Origin of the sequence: Sulfitobacter sp. UBA4523 (genome assembly GCF_002388305.1) — a bacterium.
Classification (GTDB): domain Bacteria; phylum Pseudomonadota; class Alphaproteobacteria; order Rhodobacterales; family Rhodobacteraceae; genus Sulfitobacter; species Sulfitobacter pontiacus.
Window position 1 is genome coordinate 129,306 of the sequence record NZ_DGMH01000024.1, and the last position, 17,608, is coordinate 146,913.

The window sequence follows — 17,608 nt, forward strand, 5'->3', positions numbered from 1 at the left end:
TTCGCGTGCTGCTTTTTCTATCGCTTGCGTTGCTGCCCATCGGTTTGATCGCCGTTGTGCAGACTCGAGAGATTGCGGAGCAGAACCTCGAGAATGCCGAACTGTCGCTGCTTGCCATTACAGAGCAAGCGTCGGCGAAGGAAAGCGGCACCATTCAGGAAGCGTTCGGCGCAGCGGCGGCTTTGGCGTCCGTGGTCAAACTGATCAAGTCTGACAATGTATCCTGCAGCGCTTTCATGCGGGAATATCAGCGATCCTCCGACCTTTATACAGTCGCAAGCTTCATCCAAAACGACGGGCGGATGGATTGTGTGTCGACAGGCGTTTCAGGAAACGTGTCGGACCGGCCTGTATTTCAGAAGATGATCGAACACAAAAGTCGCATGGCGAATGTCACCAGCACGCCGGCGCAAAGCAAGGAACCGGTGCTGATCGTCACCAACCCGCTTAAGGTGGAAGAAGAGCTGATCGGCTTTATCAACCTGTCCATTCCCGAAAAGGTTTTTCACGACGCACCGGTGCCCGAGACAGGGTCGCAGCCGATCGCGATGCTGACCTTCAACGCGCAGGGCGACATCCTGACGACCAAAAATGGCGTTGAAGCGGCCGAGCAAGAGCTGCCCTCCTTTGCCGCGTTGAAATGGTATGTGGGCCAGTCTGGTCGCGTCTTCCATGATACCAACCAGCAAGGGCAGGACCGCGTCTATGCCGTTTTGCCCATCGTCCCCGGTGTTGCCTACGCCATGAGCGTCTGGCCCGAGGATTCCCCGCTGCTTCAGGCGGGGGCGATGACAACGCTTAGCTTCGTGCTGCCAGTGGCGATGTGGCTGGCAAGCCTTGTCGTGGCCTTCTGGGCGCTGAACCGTCTGGCCATTAAACACATCCGCAAACTTGGTCGGCAGATGCGCCATTTCGCGTTGAACAGAACCTTGCCGCGCACGCCCTTGGGGGGTGTCGTCCCGACCGAGATCGTGAATATGGAGCATGCCTTTGTCGGTATGGCGGAATCGATCCTGCGGGATGAAGCGTCGCTAGAAGACAACCTGCGCCAAAAGAATATTCTGCTGAAAGAAGTGCATCACCGGGTGAAGAATAACCTTCAGCTGATCTCTTCTATCATGAACATGCAGATCCGTCAGGCGACCACATCGGATGCGAAACGCGTGTTGCAGCGTTTGCAGGACCGGATACTCAGCCTCGCGACAGTGCACAAAAGCCTTTACCAGAACGACAACCTGACCCGCGTCGACGGTGGCGCGCTCATGCATGAGATCGTGAACCAGCTCCTTAGCGTAGGTCTGCCGTCCGGCTCTGGCGTGACGGTGTCGCAAAACTACGAGGCGGTTCAGCTTGACCCCGACGACGCCGCACCGCTGACGTTGCTGGTGTCCGAGGCGATTACCAATGCGCTGAAATATGTCGCCGCCGACGGCAAGGCAAAGGGACATATCGAGGTAAGCCTGTCTCATACCCAGCCGGAAATGGCATTGCTGTTTGTTAAGAACACCACCGGCAATATTGATCCCGAAGCAGGGACCGGCCTTGGTTCTCGGTTGATCAACGCGTTCTCGCGTCAGTTGAACGGGCAGGTAGAGATCATCGATGAAGAGGGCACCTATACGCTGAGCGTTGAATTCCACGTGCCGCTGCAGGCGAAAGAAGTCTACGACTACTGAGGGTTCGGCGCAGAAAACTCGGTAAAATTAAATTTATTTTCAGTATGTCGGCGGTGAATCCTTCGCGTCCCGGCGAGCGGGGCCTGTTGGGGTTCAACCTGCGGGATTCATGGGACTTTCGGTGGTTTCGCGATGGATGTGGTCCCGATTGCGTATGTCAGGCGACATTCGCCGTCTCAGCAAAGCGCCGCGCAAACTCTGCAATGCAGCAATTGCGCCCTCCAGCCTGTGGAACCATGTGACCCGTGGGCTGTTAGTCTCCTGAACGAGCCACACAAGCGAACAGGAGGCATCAATGACGACAGATTTGTTTATCGCTTCATTTTTGATTCTCGCTTTGGCCGCAATCGCTATCGTTTCGCTGACCACGCAACGGGGCAGCGAAGAGAAAAAGCGCCAAAGATCGTCATTGCATAGCCATTCCCGGCGCGACGACGAACGATAATCAAAGGTTTAGTGCGGGCCATCCGCACGTCAAGAAAACGAATTCAAAAACTCGGCGGCGTACATGCACTTACGACAATGCATTGTACGTCGCCGATGTTTCTGAACCGGTGCGGCAAGCGGCTGTCAAAAAGATAGCCATCCCCCGGTGCCAGCACGGCGACGGCATCATCGACCGTCACCTCGATCTCTCCGGAAATAACGACACCAGCTTCTTCGCCCTCATGCACCAGCAGTTCGGGGCCTGTATCCGCGCCGGGCGGGTAGGTTTCGTGCAGCACCTGCAAGGAGTGTTGCTCCGCATTGCCAAGCTGGCGCAATGACACCTGACCGTCATAGGTTGGGGAGACTTTGGTAAACTCACTCTCGCGGTAAAAGACCTTGGGCGATTGCGTATCTTCCAGCGTTGAAAAGAATTCAGCCATGCTGATCGGGATCGCGTCCAGCAGGCTTTTCAAAGACGCGACCGAGGGGCTCGTCTTGTTCTTCTCGATCAGGGAGATGGTGCCATTGGTCAGCCCTGCCTTGGTCGCCAGTTCGCGCTGAGACAGGCCGCGTTCTTCTCGAATCGATCTTAGTCTTTGACCTATGTCCACGTCCGGTCCCCGGATTATTTCTGTCAGCTTCCTAACCCGTATCTTGGTGCGATCACAGGCAAATTTTGGCGCAGCCGATTCAACTGACGCGCGCTGAGGCAAATCTATATTGACAATTAAATTAAACGCAATAAGAGGATTTTAAACGCGGGTCGCGTTTCAACAAGAGGATTTGTATATGCCTAGTACTGTCAAAAAGCAGCCGCGCAAGGCCGCTGCAAAGAAACCGGCAAAAAGCAGCGTCGTGCCCGACATGCTCGATGCAAATGTATCTGTCGAAACCAACGCTCAGTTGATCGCCCGCCGTGAACAGGCTGTTCCACGTGGCGTTGCCTCTGCGGCGCCGATCTATGCGAAATACGCCGAGAACGCGGAACTTTGGGACGTGGATGGCAACCGCTACATCGACTTCGTTGGCGGCATCGGCGTGCTGAACACCGGCCACCGTCACCCCAAGGTGATCGCGGCAGCCAAGGCGCAGGAAGACCAATACACGCACACCAGCTTTCAGGTTGTGCCCTACGCCCCCTATATCGAACTAGCGGAAAAGCTGAACGCGCTGGCCCCCGGTGACGCGCCCAAGAAAACGCTGCTGGTCACAACCGGTGCCGAGGCGGTGGAAAACGCGGTCAAGATCGCGCGGGCTGCAACCGGCCGCCCCGGTGTGATCGCCTTTACCGGCGGCTACCACGGGCGCACGCTGCTGACGTTGGGGATGACGGGGAAAATCTCTCCTTACAAAAAAGACGTGGGTCCCTTCCCGTCCGATATCTTCCGCGCGCCTTTCCCATCGCCCCGCGACGGGATCACGGTCGAGGATGCGATCACCGGCCTGAAGAACCTCTTCCTGACCGATGCGCAGCCCGAACGTGTGGCCGCCATCATCATCGAGCCCGTCTTGGGCGAGGGTGGTTATACCCCCGTGCCCTTCGAGATGATGCACCAGCTGCGCGAGATCTGTGACCAGCACGGTATCATGCTGATCGCCGACGAAGTGCAGGCGGGCTTTGGCCGGACCGGCAAATGGTTCGCCATCGAACACTCCGGCGTTACCCCCGATCTGATCACCGTCGCAAAGTCGATGGCGGGTGGCTATCCACTGGCGGGTGTCATTGGCCGCGCTGATGTGATGGACGCGATGATCCCCGGCGGGTTGGGTGGCACCTACGGCGGCAACCCCGTCGCCTGTGCCGCAGCGCTTGCCGCGATCGAGGCGATCGAGGAAGAAGGCCTGCTGCAGCGGTCGCTGGACATGGGTGAACACCTCAAGGCGCGCTTTGCCGAGATCGGCGCACGCTCTGCACCTTTCCGCATGTGGGATATCCGCGGTCTGGGTGCGATGGTCGCGGTCGAGTTTGTGACCGACTTTGACACGGCGACACCGGACGGTGATTTCACCAAACGTGTTATTGCGCACGCGCTCAAGCGCGGTCTGCTGCTGCTGAGCTGTGGCATGCAGGGCAATGCCGTGCGTGTGATGGTGCCGCTGACCGCGTCGGATGCGATCATCGAAGAGGGGCTTGGGATTTTCGAAGCCTCCGTCGCTGCCGCGGTCGCCGAAGAAGCAAAATAAGCTCTGTCGTCATAATGAAAGGCGCGCCGGGAAACCTGCGCGCCTTTTGTGTTTCCGGTCTTGGGCGCGTTTAATCAAACGGTACAAAGCTGTCGGCCTGCGCCCGCGCCCAACGGGTTTTATTGCCGTTATAGTCGGGCGATTGATCATCCAGCAGATAGCCTTCGGGCAGGTAGCCATAGACCTGATCACCCTGCACCATGCTGTTATCGCTTTGCCGCATCATCATATGGCGGGGTAGGAAATCGCTGGGGTGCTCTAGACCGGCGGCACCTGTCATCTCGCCCAAGGCTATCAGCGTATTGCGGTGGAACCGCGCGACACGCTGGCTTTTGTCATCCACATCCAAGGCGCGCTGGCGGGTGGGGTCTTGGGTCGCGACGCCGACGGGGCAGTGATTGGTGTGGCACGCTTGCGCCTGGATACAGCCCACCGCAAACATGAACCCGCGGGCGGAGTTGCACCAATCCGCGCCCAAAGCCAGCGCACGGGCGATATCAAAGGCCGATACGACTTTGCCCGCCGCGCCCAGTTTCACCTTATCGCGGATGCCGGCACCGCGCAGGGTGTTGTGCACAAAGGTCAGCCCCTCGACCATCGGCATGCCGACGTGGTTGGCGAATTCAAGCGGGGCAGCGCCCGTGCCGCCTTCGGTGCCGTCGACGACGATGAAGTCAGGCACGATCCCCGTATCCAGCATCGCCTTGACCATACACATGAATTCACGCTGGTGGCCGATGCACAGCTTGAACCCCACAGGCTTGCCGCCCGACAGATCGCGCAGCTTGCCCAGAAACTCCATCATCTGCACAGGAGAGGTGAACGCCGAATGGGCGGCGGGCGAGATGCAATCGTGCCCCATCGGGATGCCCCGTGCCGCCGCGATCTCGGCACTGATCTTCGACGCGGGCAGCATGCCACCGTGACCGGGTTTGGCACCCTGGCTCAACTTAAGCTCGATCATCTTGATCTGGTCGCTTGCGGCCTGCTCCTTGAATTTGTCGGGGTCGAACTGCCCGTCTTCTGTACGGCAGCCAAAATAGCCCGACCCGATTTCATAGATCAGGTCGCCGCCCCCCTCGCGGTGATAGCGGCTGATCCCGCCTTCGCCGGTGTCATGGGCGAACTGGCCCATCTTGGCCCCCTTGTTCAGGGCGCTGATCGCATTTGCCGACAGCGACCCAAAGCTCATCGCCGAGATATTGTAGATCGACGCGTCATAGGGCTGCTTGCAGTCCTTGTTGCCAATGGTCACGCGAAAATCCGTGTCGGTGATATGGACCGGCTGGACCGAATGGGTGACCCATGAATACCCCGCATCATAGACCCGCATCCGCGTGCCAAAAGGCCGTGCGTCTTCCACGCCTTTGGCGCGTTGATAGACCAGCGACCGGTCATCACGGCTGAACGGCTCTTCGTCCTGATCGGATTCAATCAGATACTGCCTGATTTCCGGGCGGATACCTTCAAAGAAAAACCGCATGTGTCCCAGCACCGGATAGTTGCGCAGGATCGAATGTTTGGTCTGGATCAGGTCGTACACCCCCATCACCGCGAGGATGCCGAAGATCACCGACGGGAGAACCATCCACCACGACCACAGCGCTGTGAGCATCGCGAACGCGCCGAAAAGGACGACGACAGTCGCAAAAAGGCCAAAGCGGCCGAGGGATTTGAGTGCTTTCATGTGGGGCTCCTGCTGGCGCGTCTGGGTCGAAAATCGCTGCTTTTTCGGTTATATAGCACAAATAACCCGAAAGTACCGCGCGGCGAAGGCAGATGTCCGGCACATATTCCGGCCCGCAGTTTTGATTTTGTGCCGCTGCGCGCTAGTATTTTTAGGCACGGGATTGGGGGAAGTGAAATAAATATGGAAAATCAGTTTATTACATCGTTTTTCGCGTTGCGATTTACCATCCGCGTCCCCTAAATGACGGGGGCCATGTGTACCGCATAGTGAAAATAATTCATGATTTCACGCCGCGATTCGCACAGGGTCAGAGCATTATTTCGGGGAAAAATCGCAATAAATCAGCTTGTTTTGCTTCGGAATATCTGCGCTCATTTCAACCATGACGGAGAGCATGCGCATCAATGACGTGTGTTCAGACAATTAAGTTGGGAGACTTCAAATGACTATTTTCAAGTCCATCGCCATCGCCTCTGCACTGGTCGCGGGTACCGCCGCCACCGCGCAGGAGAAATTCATCACCATCGGGACCGGCGGCCAGACCGGCGTCTACTTTGTCGTGGGTCAGTCGATCTGCCGCTTGGTAAACCGTGACAGCGCCAAAACCGGCCTGAAATGTACCGCTCCGTCCACCGGTGGTTCCATCGCCAACATCAACGCCATCAAGGCGGGTGACATGGACATGGGTGTTGCCCAGTCCGACTGGCAGTTCCACGCGTACAACGGGTCTTCGCAGTTCGAAGGCGACAAGTTCGACAAAGAGCGCGCGGTCTTCTCTGTACACGCCGAACCCTTCAACGTCATCGCGCGTGCCGATTCCGGCATCGAAAGCTTTGACGACCTGAAAGGCAAACGCGTCAACGTCGGTAACCCCGGTTCCGGTCAGCGCGCCACGATGGAAGTCGTTCTGGACGCCAAAGGCTGGACCATGGATGACTTCGCGCTCGCATCCGAGCTGAAGCCAGCCGAACAGGCCGCCGCTTTGGGCGATAACAAGGTCGACGCGATCATCTACACCGTGGGCCACCCCAACGGGTCGATCCAGGAAGCCGTGTCCACCGTCGACGCCAAGCTGGTGCCGGTTGAAGGCGAAGCGATCGACAAGCTGGTCGCCGATAACCCCTTCTACGCATACTCCACCATCCCCGGTGGCATGTACAAAGGCACCGACGCGGATGTGAAAACATTCGGCGTGAAAGCGACCTTTGTGACCTCCGCTGATGTGGACGAGGAAGTCGTGTACGAAGTTGTAAAAGCTGTGTTCGACAACTTTGACCGCTTCAAAAAGCTGCACCCCGCGTTTGAGAACCTCAAAGAAGAAGAGATGATCAAGGACGGTCTGTCCGCCCCTCTTCATGATGGTGCGGCGAAGTACTACAAAGAGCGTGGCTGGATTGAATAAGCCCGCCGCTTGACCATTCGCGAACGCGAGGAGGGCCTCGCGTTCGCATCCTGCGGCAACGACCGCAGTCGACCGACAATAAACGTGCACCTGTCCTGATACGGGGCCACCAAGGGGACGAAGATGTCACAGAACGATCAACACCAAGCCGCCGCTGTAGAAGCCGAAGCCGCCGGAAAAGGCGGGCTGAGCCAAAGCGAACTGGACGAACTTGTCGCGTCTTCGGACACGGGCGGCAGGTCAGCGACCGGAAGCGTTGGCGTCTTTCTGGCGTTGACCGCGCTGGCGTGGTCGCTTTTCCAGCTGTGGATCGCCTCCCCGCTTCCTTTTGTTTTCGGCTGGGGTGTTTTTAACGATACCGAAGCCCGGTCAATCCATCTGGCCTTTGCTATCTTCCTTGGCATCGCCGCCTTCCCCGCCGCGCGCACCAAGGTGCAGCTGGGGCTGGGAATTATCGTGCCCGTCGTGCTGGCCTATCTGTTCATGGTCGCGGCCAAAGACGGCACGCCGACCTGGTGGATCCCGCTGGTCGCCATCGTCATTGTCGCATGTGTCGTGCTTGGATCGCCCAAAGACCGTATCCCCTTGTGGGAATGGGCCTTGGCGCTGGTTGGCGCGGCCGCTGCGTTGTATCTGTTTGTATATTATCGCGAAATCTCGGGCCGTGTCGGTGCGCCGAACATGCAAGATACGGTTGTTTTCGTGATCGGCATCATGATCCTGCTAGAGGCAACGCGCCGCGCCCTTGGACCCGCGCTGATGATCGTTGCGTCGGTCTTCCTTGTCTACAACGTCTTGGGGCCGATGATGCCGGATATCATCGCGCATAAGGGTAACTCGCTTTCCGAGATTGTGAACCACCAGTGGATCACCACCGAAGGTGTGTTCGGCATCGCGCTTGGTGTGTCGACGTCTTTCGTATTCCTCTTCGTCCTGTTCGGCGCGCTGCTGGATAAGGCCGGTGCCGGTAACTATTTCATCCAGGTCGCTTTCAGCATGATGGGCCACATGAAAGGCGGGCCTGCGAAGGCTGCTGTGGTGTCCTCTGCCATGACGGGGCTGATCTCTGGCTCCTCTATCGCCAACGTCGTGACCACGGGGACATTTACCATTCCCCTGATGAAAAAGGTGGGGTTCAGCTCTGAAAAGGCCGGCGCGGTCGAGGTTGCGTCTTCGGTCAATGGTCAGATCATGCCGCCCGTCATGGGGGCCGCGGCCTTCCTGATGGTTGAATATGTGGGCATCCCCTATTTTGATGTGGTGAAACACGCGTTTCTGCCCGCGGTGATCTCTTACATCGCGCTGGTGTATATTGTGCACCTCGAAGCGCTGAAGGCCGGTATGGTCGGGTTGGAACGCCCCTATACGCCCAAGCCGATTGTGCAGCGCTTGCTGGTGTCCGCCTTTATCATCGCCTGCATCTGCGCGCTGAGCTTCGCTGTCTACTATGGCATGGGCTGGCTGCGTCCTGCCTTCCCCAACAGCGCGGGCTATATCATCTTTGCCTTGCTGACCGCGGTCTATGCCGGTCTGCTGTATATCGGGTCGAAGGAAGAGCCGCTGGTACTGGATGATCCGAACGAGCCGGTGACGCGTTTGCCCTTGCCTGGTCCAACGGTGCGGTCGGGCCTGCACTTTATCCTGCCGATTGTCGTTCTGGTCTGGGCCTTGATGGTGGATCGTCTGTCCCCTGGCCTGTCGGCGTTCTGGGCCACGACCTACATGATCTTTATCCTCGTGACACAGCGTCCGCTGATGGCGATTTTCCGGGGCGAAAGCCAGTTTGCCAATGATGTGGTCGCGGGGGTGCGTGACCTGATCGACGGCTTGGTCGTCGGGGCGCGCAACATGATCGGTATCGGTATCGCCACCGCGACCGCTGGTATCATCGTGGGCGTGGTCAGCCAGACCGGCGTTGGGTCGGCGCTTGCCGATGTGGTCGAGGTTCTGTCGGGCGGCAATATCCTTGCGATCCTGTTCCTGACCGCGATCCTGTCGCTGATCCTTGGGATGGGGTTGCCGACAACGGCAAACTATATCGTTGTGTCGGCCCTGCTGGCACCTGTCATTGTGACACTGGGGCAGCAGAACGGTCTGATCGTGCCGCTGATCGCGGTGCACCTGTTCGTATTCTACTTTGGCATCATGGCTGATGTGACGCCTCCGGTCGGGCTGGCGAGCTTTGCCGCCGCGGCTGTGTCCGGTGGGGATCCGATCAAGACCGGTGTCGTCGCGTTCTTCTACAGCTTGCGGACGGCGGCGCTGCCGTTCCTGTTCATCTTCAACACCGAACTGCTGTTGATTGATGTGACGATGGTGCAGGGTATATTCGTCTTCATTGTCGCGACCTTTGCGATGCTGTTGTTTGCAGCGGCGACCCAGGGCTGGTTCCTTGCGCGAAACCGCTTCTACGAGACGATTGCCCTCTTGCTGATCGCCTTTACCCTGTTCCGGCCCGGTTTCTGGATGGATATGGTCTTTCCGCCCTATACCGAAGAAGCACCGGCCGAGATTGTGCAGGCCGCGGCCGACACACCGCTTGGTGAGGATCTGCGCCTGCGCGTCGCCGGTATCAATGATCTGGGTGATCCGATCGAATTTGTCGCCCTTCTGCCAATCAACGAAGGCACCACGGGCGAAGAACGGCTGGAGGCTGCCGGCGTGATTACCCGTGTCGAGGGCGACCAGATGTTCATCGACGACGTTTCGTACAACTCTGCCGCGCAATCGGCGGGTCTGGATTGGGACCAAGAGGTGCTGCGCGTGCTCAAACCCGTCGCAACCCCAAGTAAATACTGGATGTTTATCCCCGCGCTGTTGTTGCTGGCCCTCGTGGTCGTCATGCAACGGGGCCGCAATGCACGTGCGGCCCGCAAAGCAGCGGTGGTGTAACAGATTAGTTTGTGCATGTTACGCATAGAAGCCATGCAAATGACGGTGGGTTCGCCATCACGTCACGTGTTTAATATTCCCAACAATGGGGGTATGGACTTGTCACCTTGGGCGTATGGGCGGAGTATTTCCGGCCCCTTCCGCCCGTTTGGACGGAGTGACAAGTTATGACACCTTTTGCGATTGCAGGCGTGCAGATGTACGTCAACGCGCTGGAGTCCAACGTCGATGGCATGATCCAGCGACTGGACATCCTGATGGCGCGTTTTCCCTGGACCCAGATGGTCCTGTTTTCCGAGCTGGCCCCCTTTGGCCCGCTTGACCGGTTTGCATTGCCCCCCGAGAATGAAACGCTCGAGGTGTTTCAGGCCGCTGCGCGCAAGCACCGTGTCTGGCTGATCCCCGGCTCCATGTTCCTCAAGAACCCCGAGGACGGGCGCGTGTACAACACCGCCGTTGTGATCAACCCCGAGGGCGAAATCATCCGCCGCTACGCCAAGATGTTCCCGTTCCGGCCCTATGAATCCGGCATTGCGGCAGGCACCGAATTCTGTGTTTTCGACGTGCCGGAAGTCGGGCGTTTCGGCTTGTCGATCTGCTATGACATGTGGTTCCCCGAAACCACGCGCCAGCTGACCAGCCAAGGCGTCGAGGTTCTGCTGACACCGGTTCTGACCGGCACCACCGACCGCGACGCAGAGCTGGCGATTGCCCGCGCGACCGCGGCGCAGTTCCAGTGCTATGTCTTTGCGGTCAACGGTTTGGGCGCAGGTGGCGTCGGCAAATCGCTGGTCGTCGATCCGACATCGATGGTCCTGCACCAGTCCGCCGGTCAGGAAGACATGTTCCCGATCGAAGTCGATCTGTCGATGGTGCGTCGTCAGCGCGAAACCGGCATGAAGGGTCTGGGGCAGGTACTTAAATCTTTCCGCGACCGGTCTACCGACTTCTCGATCTATGACCGTTCCAGCGGGACGGACGCCTATCTGAACACGCTTGGCCCGCTTGAGGTGCCTCATCAGGGGACCCGCGCTGGTCTGCACGTCGATGTGCCCGCGCAGCGGGTACCGGATGCGCCCGTGTTCAAAGGGCATGAAACAACGACACCTGCGGTTCAGCCGGGCTTTGCCCCCGAACCGCTACCAAATCCAACGGCGGGGACTGCCAATATCACGGCCCCTGCCGAAACACCTGTGGCTCCGGCTGCAGCGACACCAAATCCACCCGTAAAGCCCGGTGATCTGCCGGGCAGCGGGCCGACATCTAGCGGCTAGGCTGCGGCGTTCAGGTCCGGCGCTTTTCAAAAGTGCCGGACACCGGGATGCAGCAGTCGACCGCCCAAAGCGGAGTACGATTGATGCATTCTATGAACGATTATTCGTCGGCAATTCAGCTGAGGTCCGACCGATGGAGCGCGCTGCGTGAAGCGGCGAGCGGCCTGACCCGCGCCACCACAGCCAAGGAAATCGAAGCCCTGCGCAGCAAATGCGCCGCGCTGTTTGACTCCCTCTCGCTGATCGAACCCTATTGGGCCTTTCCGGGCATGGCGGCGTTCGAACACCTGCAGCGGATGCTGAATAACAACAGCTTTGACGACATGGCCTTTGCGGTGAACCGTATCACGCGGGCGCTGACAACAGGGGCCTATCGCCGTCGCACCATCCCGCTGGAACGCGACAGCATCGATCACGACGAACATGACGACGAGGCGATGCTCTCTCCCGAGGCGCGGGCGCTGACCAAACCGTATTTCGAAGTGCTGATCGTCGATGATGTGAACGACCAGCAAGAGCGCTGGCTGAAATCCAACGTCAGCCGGATGCGCCGCCCCGAAGACCCGTTCCACTACGAAGCCGTGGTGGTCAAATCCATCGAAGACGCGCTGATCGCGGTGCTGTTCAACCACAATATCCAGGCCATCGTGGTGCGCCCGGGGCTGACGCTCAAGTCCAAGATGGACGAGACGATACTGGTCCGCTACCTCGCCCGCGCCGGCGGGCAAGAAGAGATCGACAAGCTACAGCCCGAAAACTACGGCCCCGAGCTTTGCCGGATGATCGCCAAGGTTCGCCCCGAGCTCGACGCCTATCTGGTGACCGAACGGTCGGTCGAGGATATCGCGGGTCTGGATCTGGGGATCTGCCGTCGGGTCTTTTACAACCAAGAAGACTTTATGGAGCTGCACCTGAACATTCTGCGCGGGGTGCAGGCGCGGAACAAATCGCCGTTCTTCACGGCGCTTGTCGAATATTCCAAACAGCCCACGGGCGTTTTCCACGCGATGCCGATCAGCCGCGGCAAGTCGATCACGCGGTCGCATTGGATTCAGGACATGGGCGCCTTCTACGGGCCGAACATCTTTTTGGCCGAAACCTCTGCCACCTCGGGCGGGCTGGACAGCTTGCTTGAACCCCACGGGCCGATCAAAGAGGCGCAAGAGCTTGCCAGCCGCGCCTTCGGGTCCAAGCAAACCTTCTTTGCCACCAATGGCACTTCTACCTGCAACAAGATCGTGGTGCAGGCTCTGGTGCGCCCCGGTGACATCGTGCTGGTCGACCGCGATTGCCACAAATCCCACCACTACGGGATGGTGCTGGCGGGGGCGCAGGTGTGCTATCTTGATAGCTATCCGCTGAATGAATATTCGATGTACGGTGCCGTGCCCCTGCGCGAGATCAAGCATCAGCTTCTGGCGCTCAAGGCCGCGGGCAAGCTGGATCAGGTGCGCATGTTGCTGCTGACAAACTGCACCTTTGACGGGCTGGTCTATAACGTCGAACGGGTGATGGAGGAATGTCTGGCGATCAAGCCTGACCTCATTTTCCTGTGGGACGAGGCGTGGTTCGCTTTTGCCCGTTTCAACCCGACCTATCGCCAGCGTACGGGCATGAACGCAGCCAATACGCTGCGCGCGCGGTTCAAGTCGGACGACCACCGCATCGCCTATGAAAAGCAGCAGGCTGAACTGAAGGATGCCGACGACGAGACGCTGCTGAACACGCGTTTGATCCCTGCGCCGGATTCGAGGGTGCGGGTCTATACCACGCAATCGACCCATAAAACGCTGACCTCCCTGCGGCAGGGGTCGATGATTCACGTGAATGATCAGGACTTTAAAGGCGAGGTCGAACAAAGCTTCCACGAAGCCTATATGACCCATACCTCGACCTCGCCGAACTACCAGATCATCGCCTCGCTGGATGTGGGCCGACGACAGGTAGAGCTTGAAGGCTTCGAATTCGTGCAGCGCCAGATCGAGGCCGCTTTGTCCATGCGTCGTGCGATTGCCGACCACCCGCTGCTGAGCAAATACTTCAAGGTGCTGACAGCGGGCGACATGATCCCCGAGGAATACCGTGAAAGCGGGGTGACCAGCTATTACCATCAGGAACAGGGCTGGACCGATATGTGGGACTGCTGGGAGAAGGACCAATTCGTCCTTGATGCCAGCCGTGTGACGCTGCTGGTCGGCGGGACGGGCTGGGACGGTGACACGTTCAAGACCGATATCCTGATGGATAAATACGGCATCCAGATCAACAAGACCTCGCGCAACACGGTCTTGTTCATGACCAATATCGGCACCACGCGGTCCAGCGTCGCCTATCTGATCGAGGTGCTGGTCGAGATCGCGAAATCGCTGGATGACCGTCTGGATGACGCCAGCAAGATGGAGCGTCGGTCTTTCGACAACCGCGTCGCCAACCTGATGGAGAACTACCCGCCGCTGCCGGACTTCAGCCGCTTCCACGAGGCCTTCCGCAACGACGACGTCACCTCCGAAGGGGATATCCGCACGGCGTTCTTCCTCGCTTATGACGAGAAGAACACCGATTACCTGGAGCTGAACGGCACGCTGAAAGAGGCGATGGACGCCAATCAGACGGTCGTGTCCGCCAGCTTTATCATCCCCTATCCCCCCGGCTTTCCCATCCTTGTCCCCGGACAGGTGGTAAGCCAGGAAATCCTGTCGTTCATGCGGAATTTGGACGTCAGCGAAATCCACGGTTACCGCCCCGATCTGGGGCTGCGCGTCTTTACGGATGCGGCGCTGAAACGGGTGCGCAAGAAAAACCTGTCGTCTTCACCTGACTAAGATTAAGCAAAGGACCAAATATCATGGCAACGACTGTTCTCAAGAATATCTCGGAAATTCGTCGGTTCTTTCACCGTAACGAAGACCCTGTTTACTTTATCTCGGCCACGAACTTTAACCTTCTTGGTCTCGATGAGTGGGTGAAAAACTTTAAGTATATCTGCTACATCGACTGCTACGGCGGCAAGCACCCCAATGTGTTCTGCCCCTCGGAACAGCCCCACGCTGAATTCCAGAGCATCGAAGACATCAACAACTATCTGTTGCAGCACAAAGAAGTCATCGATTTCGTCAAGCGGCGCGGTGGCAAGCCCAAGTTCGTGTTCCTGATGTTCGACGAGGAAACCGAACGCCTGTCGAAAGAGCTGGGGGCGGATGTCTGGTTCCCCAAGGCCAAGCTACGCCAAAAGATGGACAACAAGATCGAAACCGTGCGGATCGGCAACAAGGCCGGTGTGCCGTCGGTGCCGAACGTGCTGGCCGAGGTCAAGGATTACGAAGACCTCAAGAAGACCTGCGAGAAGGCCGGGATCGGCCATGATCTGGTGCTGCAATCCGCCTTTGGTGACAGTGGCCACACCACGTTCTTTATCAAGTCCGAAGCTGACTTCCGCCGTCATGAATCCGAGATCGTCGGCGAGGGCGAGATCAAGATCATGAAGCGGATCGACTGCCGCGGTTCCGCGATCGAGGCTTGTGCCACCAAAGAAGGCACGATCGTTGGCCCCTTGATGACGGAACTGGTCGGGTTCAAGGATCTGACGCCCTATCGCGGGGGCTGGTGTGGCAATGAAATCCTGTCGACAGCCTTCCCGCCCAAGGTCCGTCAGAAAGCGCGCGAGCTGACCTATAAGTTCGGCGAACAGCTGCGCAAGGAAGGCTATCGTGGCTATTTCGAGCTCGACTTCCTGATCGACAAAAAGACCGGTGACATCTGGCTCGGCGAGTTGAACCCGCGCATCACGGGCGCGTCGTCGATGACGAACCACGCGGCCTTTGCCCATGCGGATGCGCCCTTGTTCCTGTTCCACCTGCTGGAATTCAGCAAGAAGAAGTTCAATCTGGATGTAGAAGAGCTGAACAACCGTTGGGCCGACCCCGAGATGATCGACGGCTGGAGCCAGATGGTTATTAAACACACCGAAGACAGCGTCGATATCTGCACCGAAGCGCCCGAGACAGGCATTTACAAGATGCTGGAAGATGGCCGCGTTGTGTTCGACCGTTTCGATTATCACCGTCGCGCCGTGGAATCCGAGAACGAAGCGTTCTTCCTGCGCATCCTGCAACCGGGTGATTACCGCTATGAAGGGGCCGATATTGGCATCCTTGTGACCCGCGGTCGGTCGATGACGAAGTCTTTTCAGTTGAATGAGCGCGCGAAAAAGTGGATTCACGGGATCAAGCAATCGGTGAACGGTCGTCCTCTGCCCGTCGCAGAGGCGGGTCCGGCGATGTCTGATCCGGCGTTCAAAATCCTCTAAGCACCGAAAGGGCAGCACATGCTGTGGCGTGCCATTTCAGAAGAATTGCCCGGTCCCAAATGGGCCGGGCTTTTCGCCGAATACTGGCCTCACTACCGTAAATGGTGGCTGAAGGAGGGCGAGCCCGCGCGCCCGACCTATGCCGAATGTCGTCGTGCGCTCAAGGCGCATATGCCCGACCTCATCCCGCTGTACGAAGATCTATGTGATCAGGCGGGCGGGGGTGATCTGGCGGCAAGGTTCCTGAGCTTTTACTGCCCGCCGCCCTATCTGTCGGGATGTAGTCAGGCGGTCTGGGGCGGCAAGGAACCTGTCATGGTGCGCAATTATGACTATAACACCAATGCTTTCGACAGTCTGGTGCTGCACACCGGCTGGAAGGGGCGCCGCGTGATGGGCACCTCTGACGGGTTGTTCGGGCTTGTAGACGGGGTGAACGATGCGGGGCTGTCGATCTCGCTCACCTTTGGGGGCCGTCGTGTGGTGGGGGTGGGCTTTGGCGTGCCGCTGATCCTGCGCTATGTGCTGCAAACCTGCGAGACTGCCGAGCAAGCGGGCGAAATTCTGGCACGTGTGCCGACCCACATGAGCTATAACGTCACCGTGCTGGACCGCAAACGCAAGTATCTGACGGCGCTGATGGCACCGGACCGGCCTGCGATCATCACCAAGGCAGCGGTGGCGACCAACCATCAGGAAAACGTCGAATGGATCAGCCATGCGCGCTTTACGGCGACGGTTGAACGCGAGAGATATCTGCTGCAACGGTTGCGGTTCCACCGTGATCCGGAAGAGAAATTCATCAACACGTTCCTGAAACCGCCGCTCTATTCGCACCAGTTCAACGCAGGCTTCGGCACGCTTTATACCGCTGTCTATCGCCCCCGCAAACGCGAGATGGAGCATCGCTGGCCCGGAACCGTCTGGCATCAGAAGCTGGACGCGTTCGAGGAAGGGTCGCGCAACGTCCTGATGCCGGGGGTTGTGGCGTAACTCTATCCCTGCACATGAAAAAGGCGGGGCACATACCCCGCCTTTGTGTTTCGCTGTCGCCGGATTTAAGCGGCTTTGCGGTTGTGTTCACCTTCTTCGACTTCCTCGACGATCTTGGCGATAAACGCATCCAGATCTTCCGGGGAGCGGCTGGTGATGATGCCTTGGTCCACGACGACTTCGCTGTCCTCGTAATGCGCACCGGCGTTTTTCACATCCGTCGCGATTGAGGCGTAGGAGGTTGCGGCGCGGCCTTTGATAATGCCTGCTTCGATCAGCAGCCAAGGGGCGTGGCAGATCGCGGCAACGGTCTTGCCCGCGTCAGCAAAGCTTTTGATCAGCGATACGGCGTCCTTGTTGGCGCGCAGTAGGTCGGGGTTGATCTGACCGCCGGGCAGGACAATCGCGTCGTAGTCATCAACAGTGACATCCGACAGGGCTTTGTCGGCAGCAACTGTGTTGCCCCAGTCGTCTTTGTCCCAGCCCTTGATGTCTTTGCCATCAGGGGTGGCAACATGCACCGTGGCCCCTTTGGCCTTGAGGTCATTCAACGGGCGCTCCAGCTCGGATTGCTCGAAACCATTGGTGGATAGGATCAGAATTTTCGCGTCTGTGATCTGTGTCATTAGAAAGCTCCTTTCATGTTCGCTATCTTCACCGACACAACAAAGACACTGCGCGAATGTTCCAGCGCTGGAACCTGCATTGACGGGATTCCGCCGATGCCGAGAATGAATTTTTCGTGTCCAGAATTCGATACAC

General features: G+C 58.3%; 13 protein-coding genes. 10 read left to right on the forward strand and 3 right to left on the reverse strand.

The genetic code is table 11. The features are described from left to right. Nucleotides 1–5 precede the first annotated feature (5 nt). Nucleotides 6–1,676, forward strand: coding sequence for a sensor histidine kinase (locus B3849_RS06450; protein WP_286779925.1), 1,671 nt, complete (start codon nucleotides 6–8; stop codon nucleotides 1,674–1,676). 295 nt (nucleotides 1,677–1,971) lie between these two features. Then, nucleotides 1,972–2,121, forward strand: a complete 150-nt coding sequence (locus B3849_RS06455) for a hypothetical protein (protein ID WP_005850628.1) — start codon at nucleotides 1,972–1,974, stop codon at nucleotides 2,119–2,121. Between the two features lie 43 nt (nucleotides 2,122–2,164). Here B3849_RS06455 and B3849_RS06460 read toward each other — a convergent pair whose 3' ends face one another. Continuing rightward, nucleotides 2,165–2,716 (reverse strand): cupin domain-containing protein, encoded by a 552-nt coding sequence (locus tag B3849_RS06460; protein ID WP_009825647.1) that lies wholly within the window; start codon nucleotides 2,714–2,716, stop codon nucleotides 2,165–2,167. 178 nt (nucleotides 2,717–2,894) lie between these two features. On the opposite strand from B3849_RS06460, the gene gabT reads away from it, so the two are divergent. Continuing rightward, the gene (gabT, locus tag B3849_RS06465; protein ID WP_174226591.1) at nucleotides 2,895–4,289 is read left to right on the forward strand and encodes a 4-aminobutyrate--2-oxoglutarate transaminase; all 1,395 of its coding nucleotides are present in this window, start codon (nucleotides 2,895–2,897) and stop codon (nucleotides 4,287–4,289) included. A 70-nt stretch (nucleotides 4,290–4,359) separates the two neighbouring features. Here the strand turns inward: gabT and B3849_RS06470 are convergent, their stop codons facing one another. Further along, the gene (locus tag B3849_RS06470; RefSeq protein WP_278424649.1) at nucleotides 4,360–5,976 is read right to left on the reverse strand and encodes an FMN-binding glutamate synthase family protein; all 1,617 of its coding nucleotides are present in this window, start codon (nucleotides 5,974–5,976) and stop codon (nucleotides 4,360–4,362) included. Between B3849_RS06470 and B3849_RS06475 the strand changes: the two genes are divergently transcribed. The 7 genes from B3849_RS06475 (at nucleotide 5,977) to B3849_RS06505 (ending at nucleotide 16,846) form a co-directional block, all read left to right on the forward strand. Next, nucleotides 5,977–6,219, forward strand: a complete 243-nt coding sequence (locus B3849_RS06475) for a hypothetical protein (protein WP_286779926.1) — start codon at nucleotides 5,977–5,979, stop codon at nucleotides 6,217–6,219. A gap of 202 nt (nucleotides 6,220–6,421) precedes the next feature. Continuing rightward, nucleotides 6,422–7,381, forward strand: a complete 960-nt coding sequence (locus B3849_RS06480; protein ID WP_005850616.1) for a TAXI family TRAP transporter solute-binding subunit — start codon at nucleotides 6,422–6,424, stop codon at nucleotides 7,379–7,381. A 123-nt stretch (nucleotides 7,382–7,504) separates the two neighbouring features. Further along, the gene (locus B3849_RS06485) at nucleotides 7,505–10,273 is read left to right on the forward strand and encodes a TRAP transporter permease (RefSeq protein WP_286779927.1); all 2,769 of its coding nucleotides are present in this window, start codon (nucleotides 7,505–7,507) and stop codon (nucleotides 10,271–10,273) included. Between the two features lie 167 nt (nucleotides 10,274–10,440). Further along, a complete protein-coding gene (locus B3849_RS06490; RefSeq protein ID WP_009825643.1) occupies nucleotides 10,441–11,547 on the forward strand; it encodes a carbon-nitrogen hydrolase family protein in 1,107 nt (368 codons plus the stop codon). Between the two features lie 83 nt (nucleotides 11,548–11,630). Beyond that, a complete protein-coding gene (locus B3849_RS06495) occupies nucleotides 11,631–14,369 on the forward strand; it encodes an aminotransferase class I/II-fold pyridoxal phosphate-dependent enzyme (protein WP_005850610.1) in 2,739 nt (912 codons plus the stop codon). Nucleotides 14,370–14,392: 23 nt separating this feature from the next. Beyond that, on the forward strand, nucleotides 14,393–15,853 hold the full coding sequence (locus B3849_RS06500; protein WP_009825641.1) for a biotin carboxylase: 1,461 nt from the start codon (nucleotides 14,393–14,395) through the stop codon (nucleotides 15,851–15,853). An 18-nt stretch (nucleotides 15,854–15,871) separates the two neighbouring features. Beyond that, nucleotides 15,872–16,846: a C45 family autoproteolytic acyltransferase/hydolase gene (locus B3849_RS06505; RefSeq protein ID WP_037965586.1), complete on the forward strand. Its 975-nt coding sequence runs from the start codon at nucleotides 15,872–15,874 to the stop codon at nucleotides 16,844–16,846. 65 nt (nucleotides 16,847–16,911) lie between these two features. Here the strand turns inward: B3849_RS06505 and B3849_RS06510 are convergent, their stop codons facing one another. Then, on the reverse strand, nucleotides 16,912–17,472 hold the full coding sequence (locus B3849_RS06510) for a type 1 glutamine amidotransferase domain-containing protein (RefSeq protein WP_064217270.1): 561 nt from the start codon (nucleotides 17,470–17,472) through the stop codon (nucleotides 16,912–16,914). Nucleotides 17,473–17,608 lie beyond the last annotated feature (136 nt).

Coding starts and splice junctions, on each gene's coding strand:
- gabT (WP_174226591.1), top strand. CDS start 2,895: ATGCCTAGTACTGTCAAAAAGCAGCCGCGCAAGGCCGCTGCAAAGAAA.
- B3849_RS06480 (WP_005850616.1), top strand. CDS start 6,422: ATGACTATTTTCAAGTCCATCGCCATCGCCTCTGCACTGGTCGCGGGT.
- B3849_RS06495 (WP_005850610.1), top strand. CDS start 11,631: ATGCATTCTATGAACGATTATTCGTCGGCAATTCAGCTGAGGTCCGAC.
- B3849_RS06500 (WP_009825641.1), top strand. CDS start 14,393: ATGGCAACGACTGTTCTCAAGAATATCTCGGAAATTCGTCGGTTCTTT.
- B3849_RS06470 (WP_278424649.1), bottom strand. CDS start 5,976: ATGAAAGCACTCAAATCCCTCGGCCGCTTTGGCCTTTTTGCGACTGTC.
- B3849_RS06455 (WP_005850628.1), top strand. CDS start 1,972: ATGACGACAGATTTGTTTATCGCTTCATTTTTGATTCTCGCTTTGGCC.
- B3849_RS06490 (WP_009825643.1), top strand. CDS start 10,441: ATGACACCTTTTGCGATTGCAGGCGTGCAGATGTACGTCAACGCGCTG.
- B3849_RS06505 (WP_037965586.1), top strand. CDS start 15,872: ATGCTGTGGCGTGCCATTTCAGAAGAATTGCCCGGTCCCAAATGGGCC.
- B3849_RS06510 (WP_064217270.1), bottom strand. CDS start 17,472: ATGACACAGATCACAGACGCGAAAATTCTGATCCTATCCACCAATGGT.
- B3849_RS06485 (WP_286779927.1), top strand. CDS start 7,505: ATGTCACAGAACGATCAACACCAAGCCGCCGCTGTAGAAGCCGAAGCC.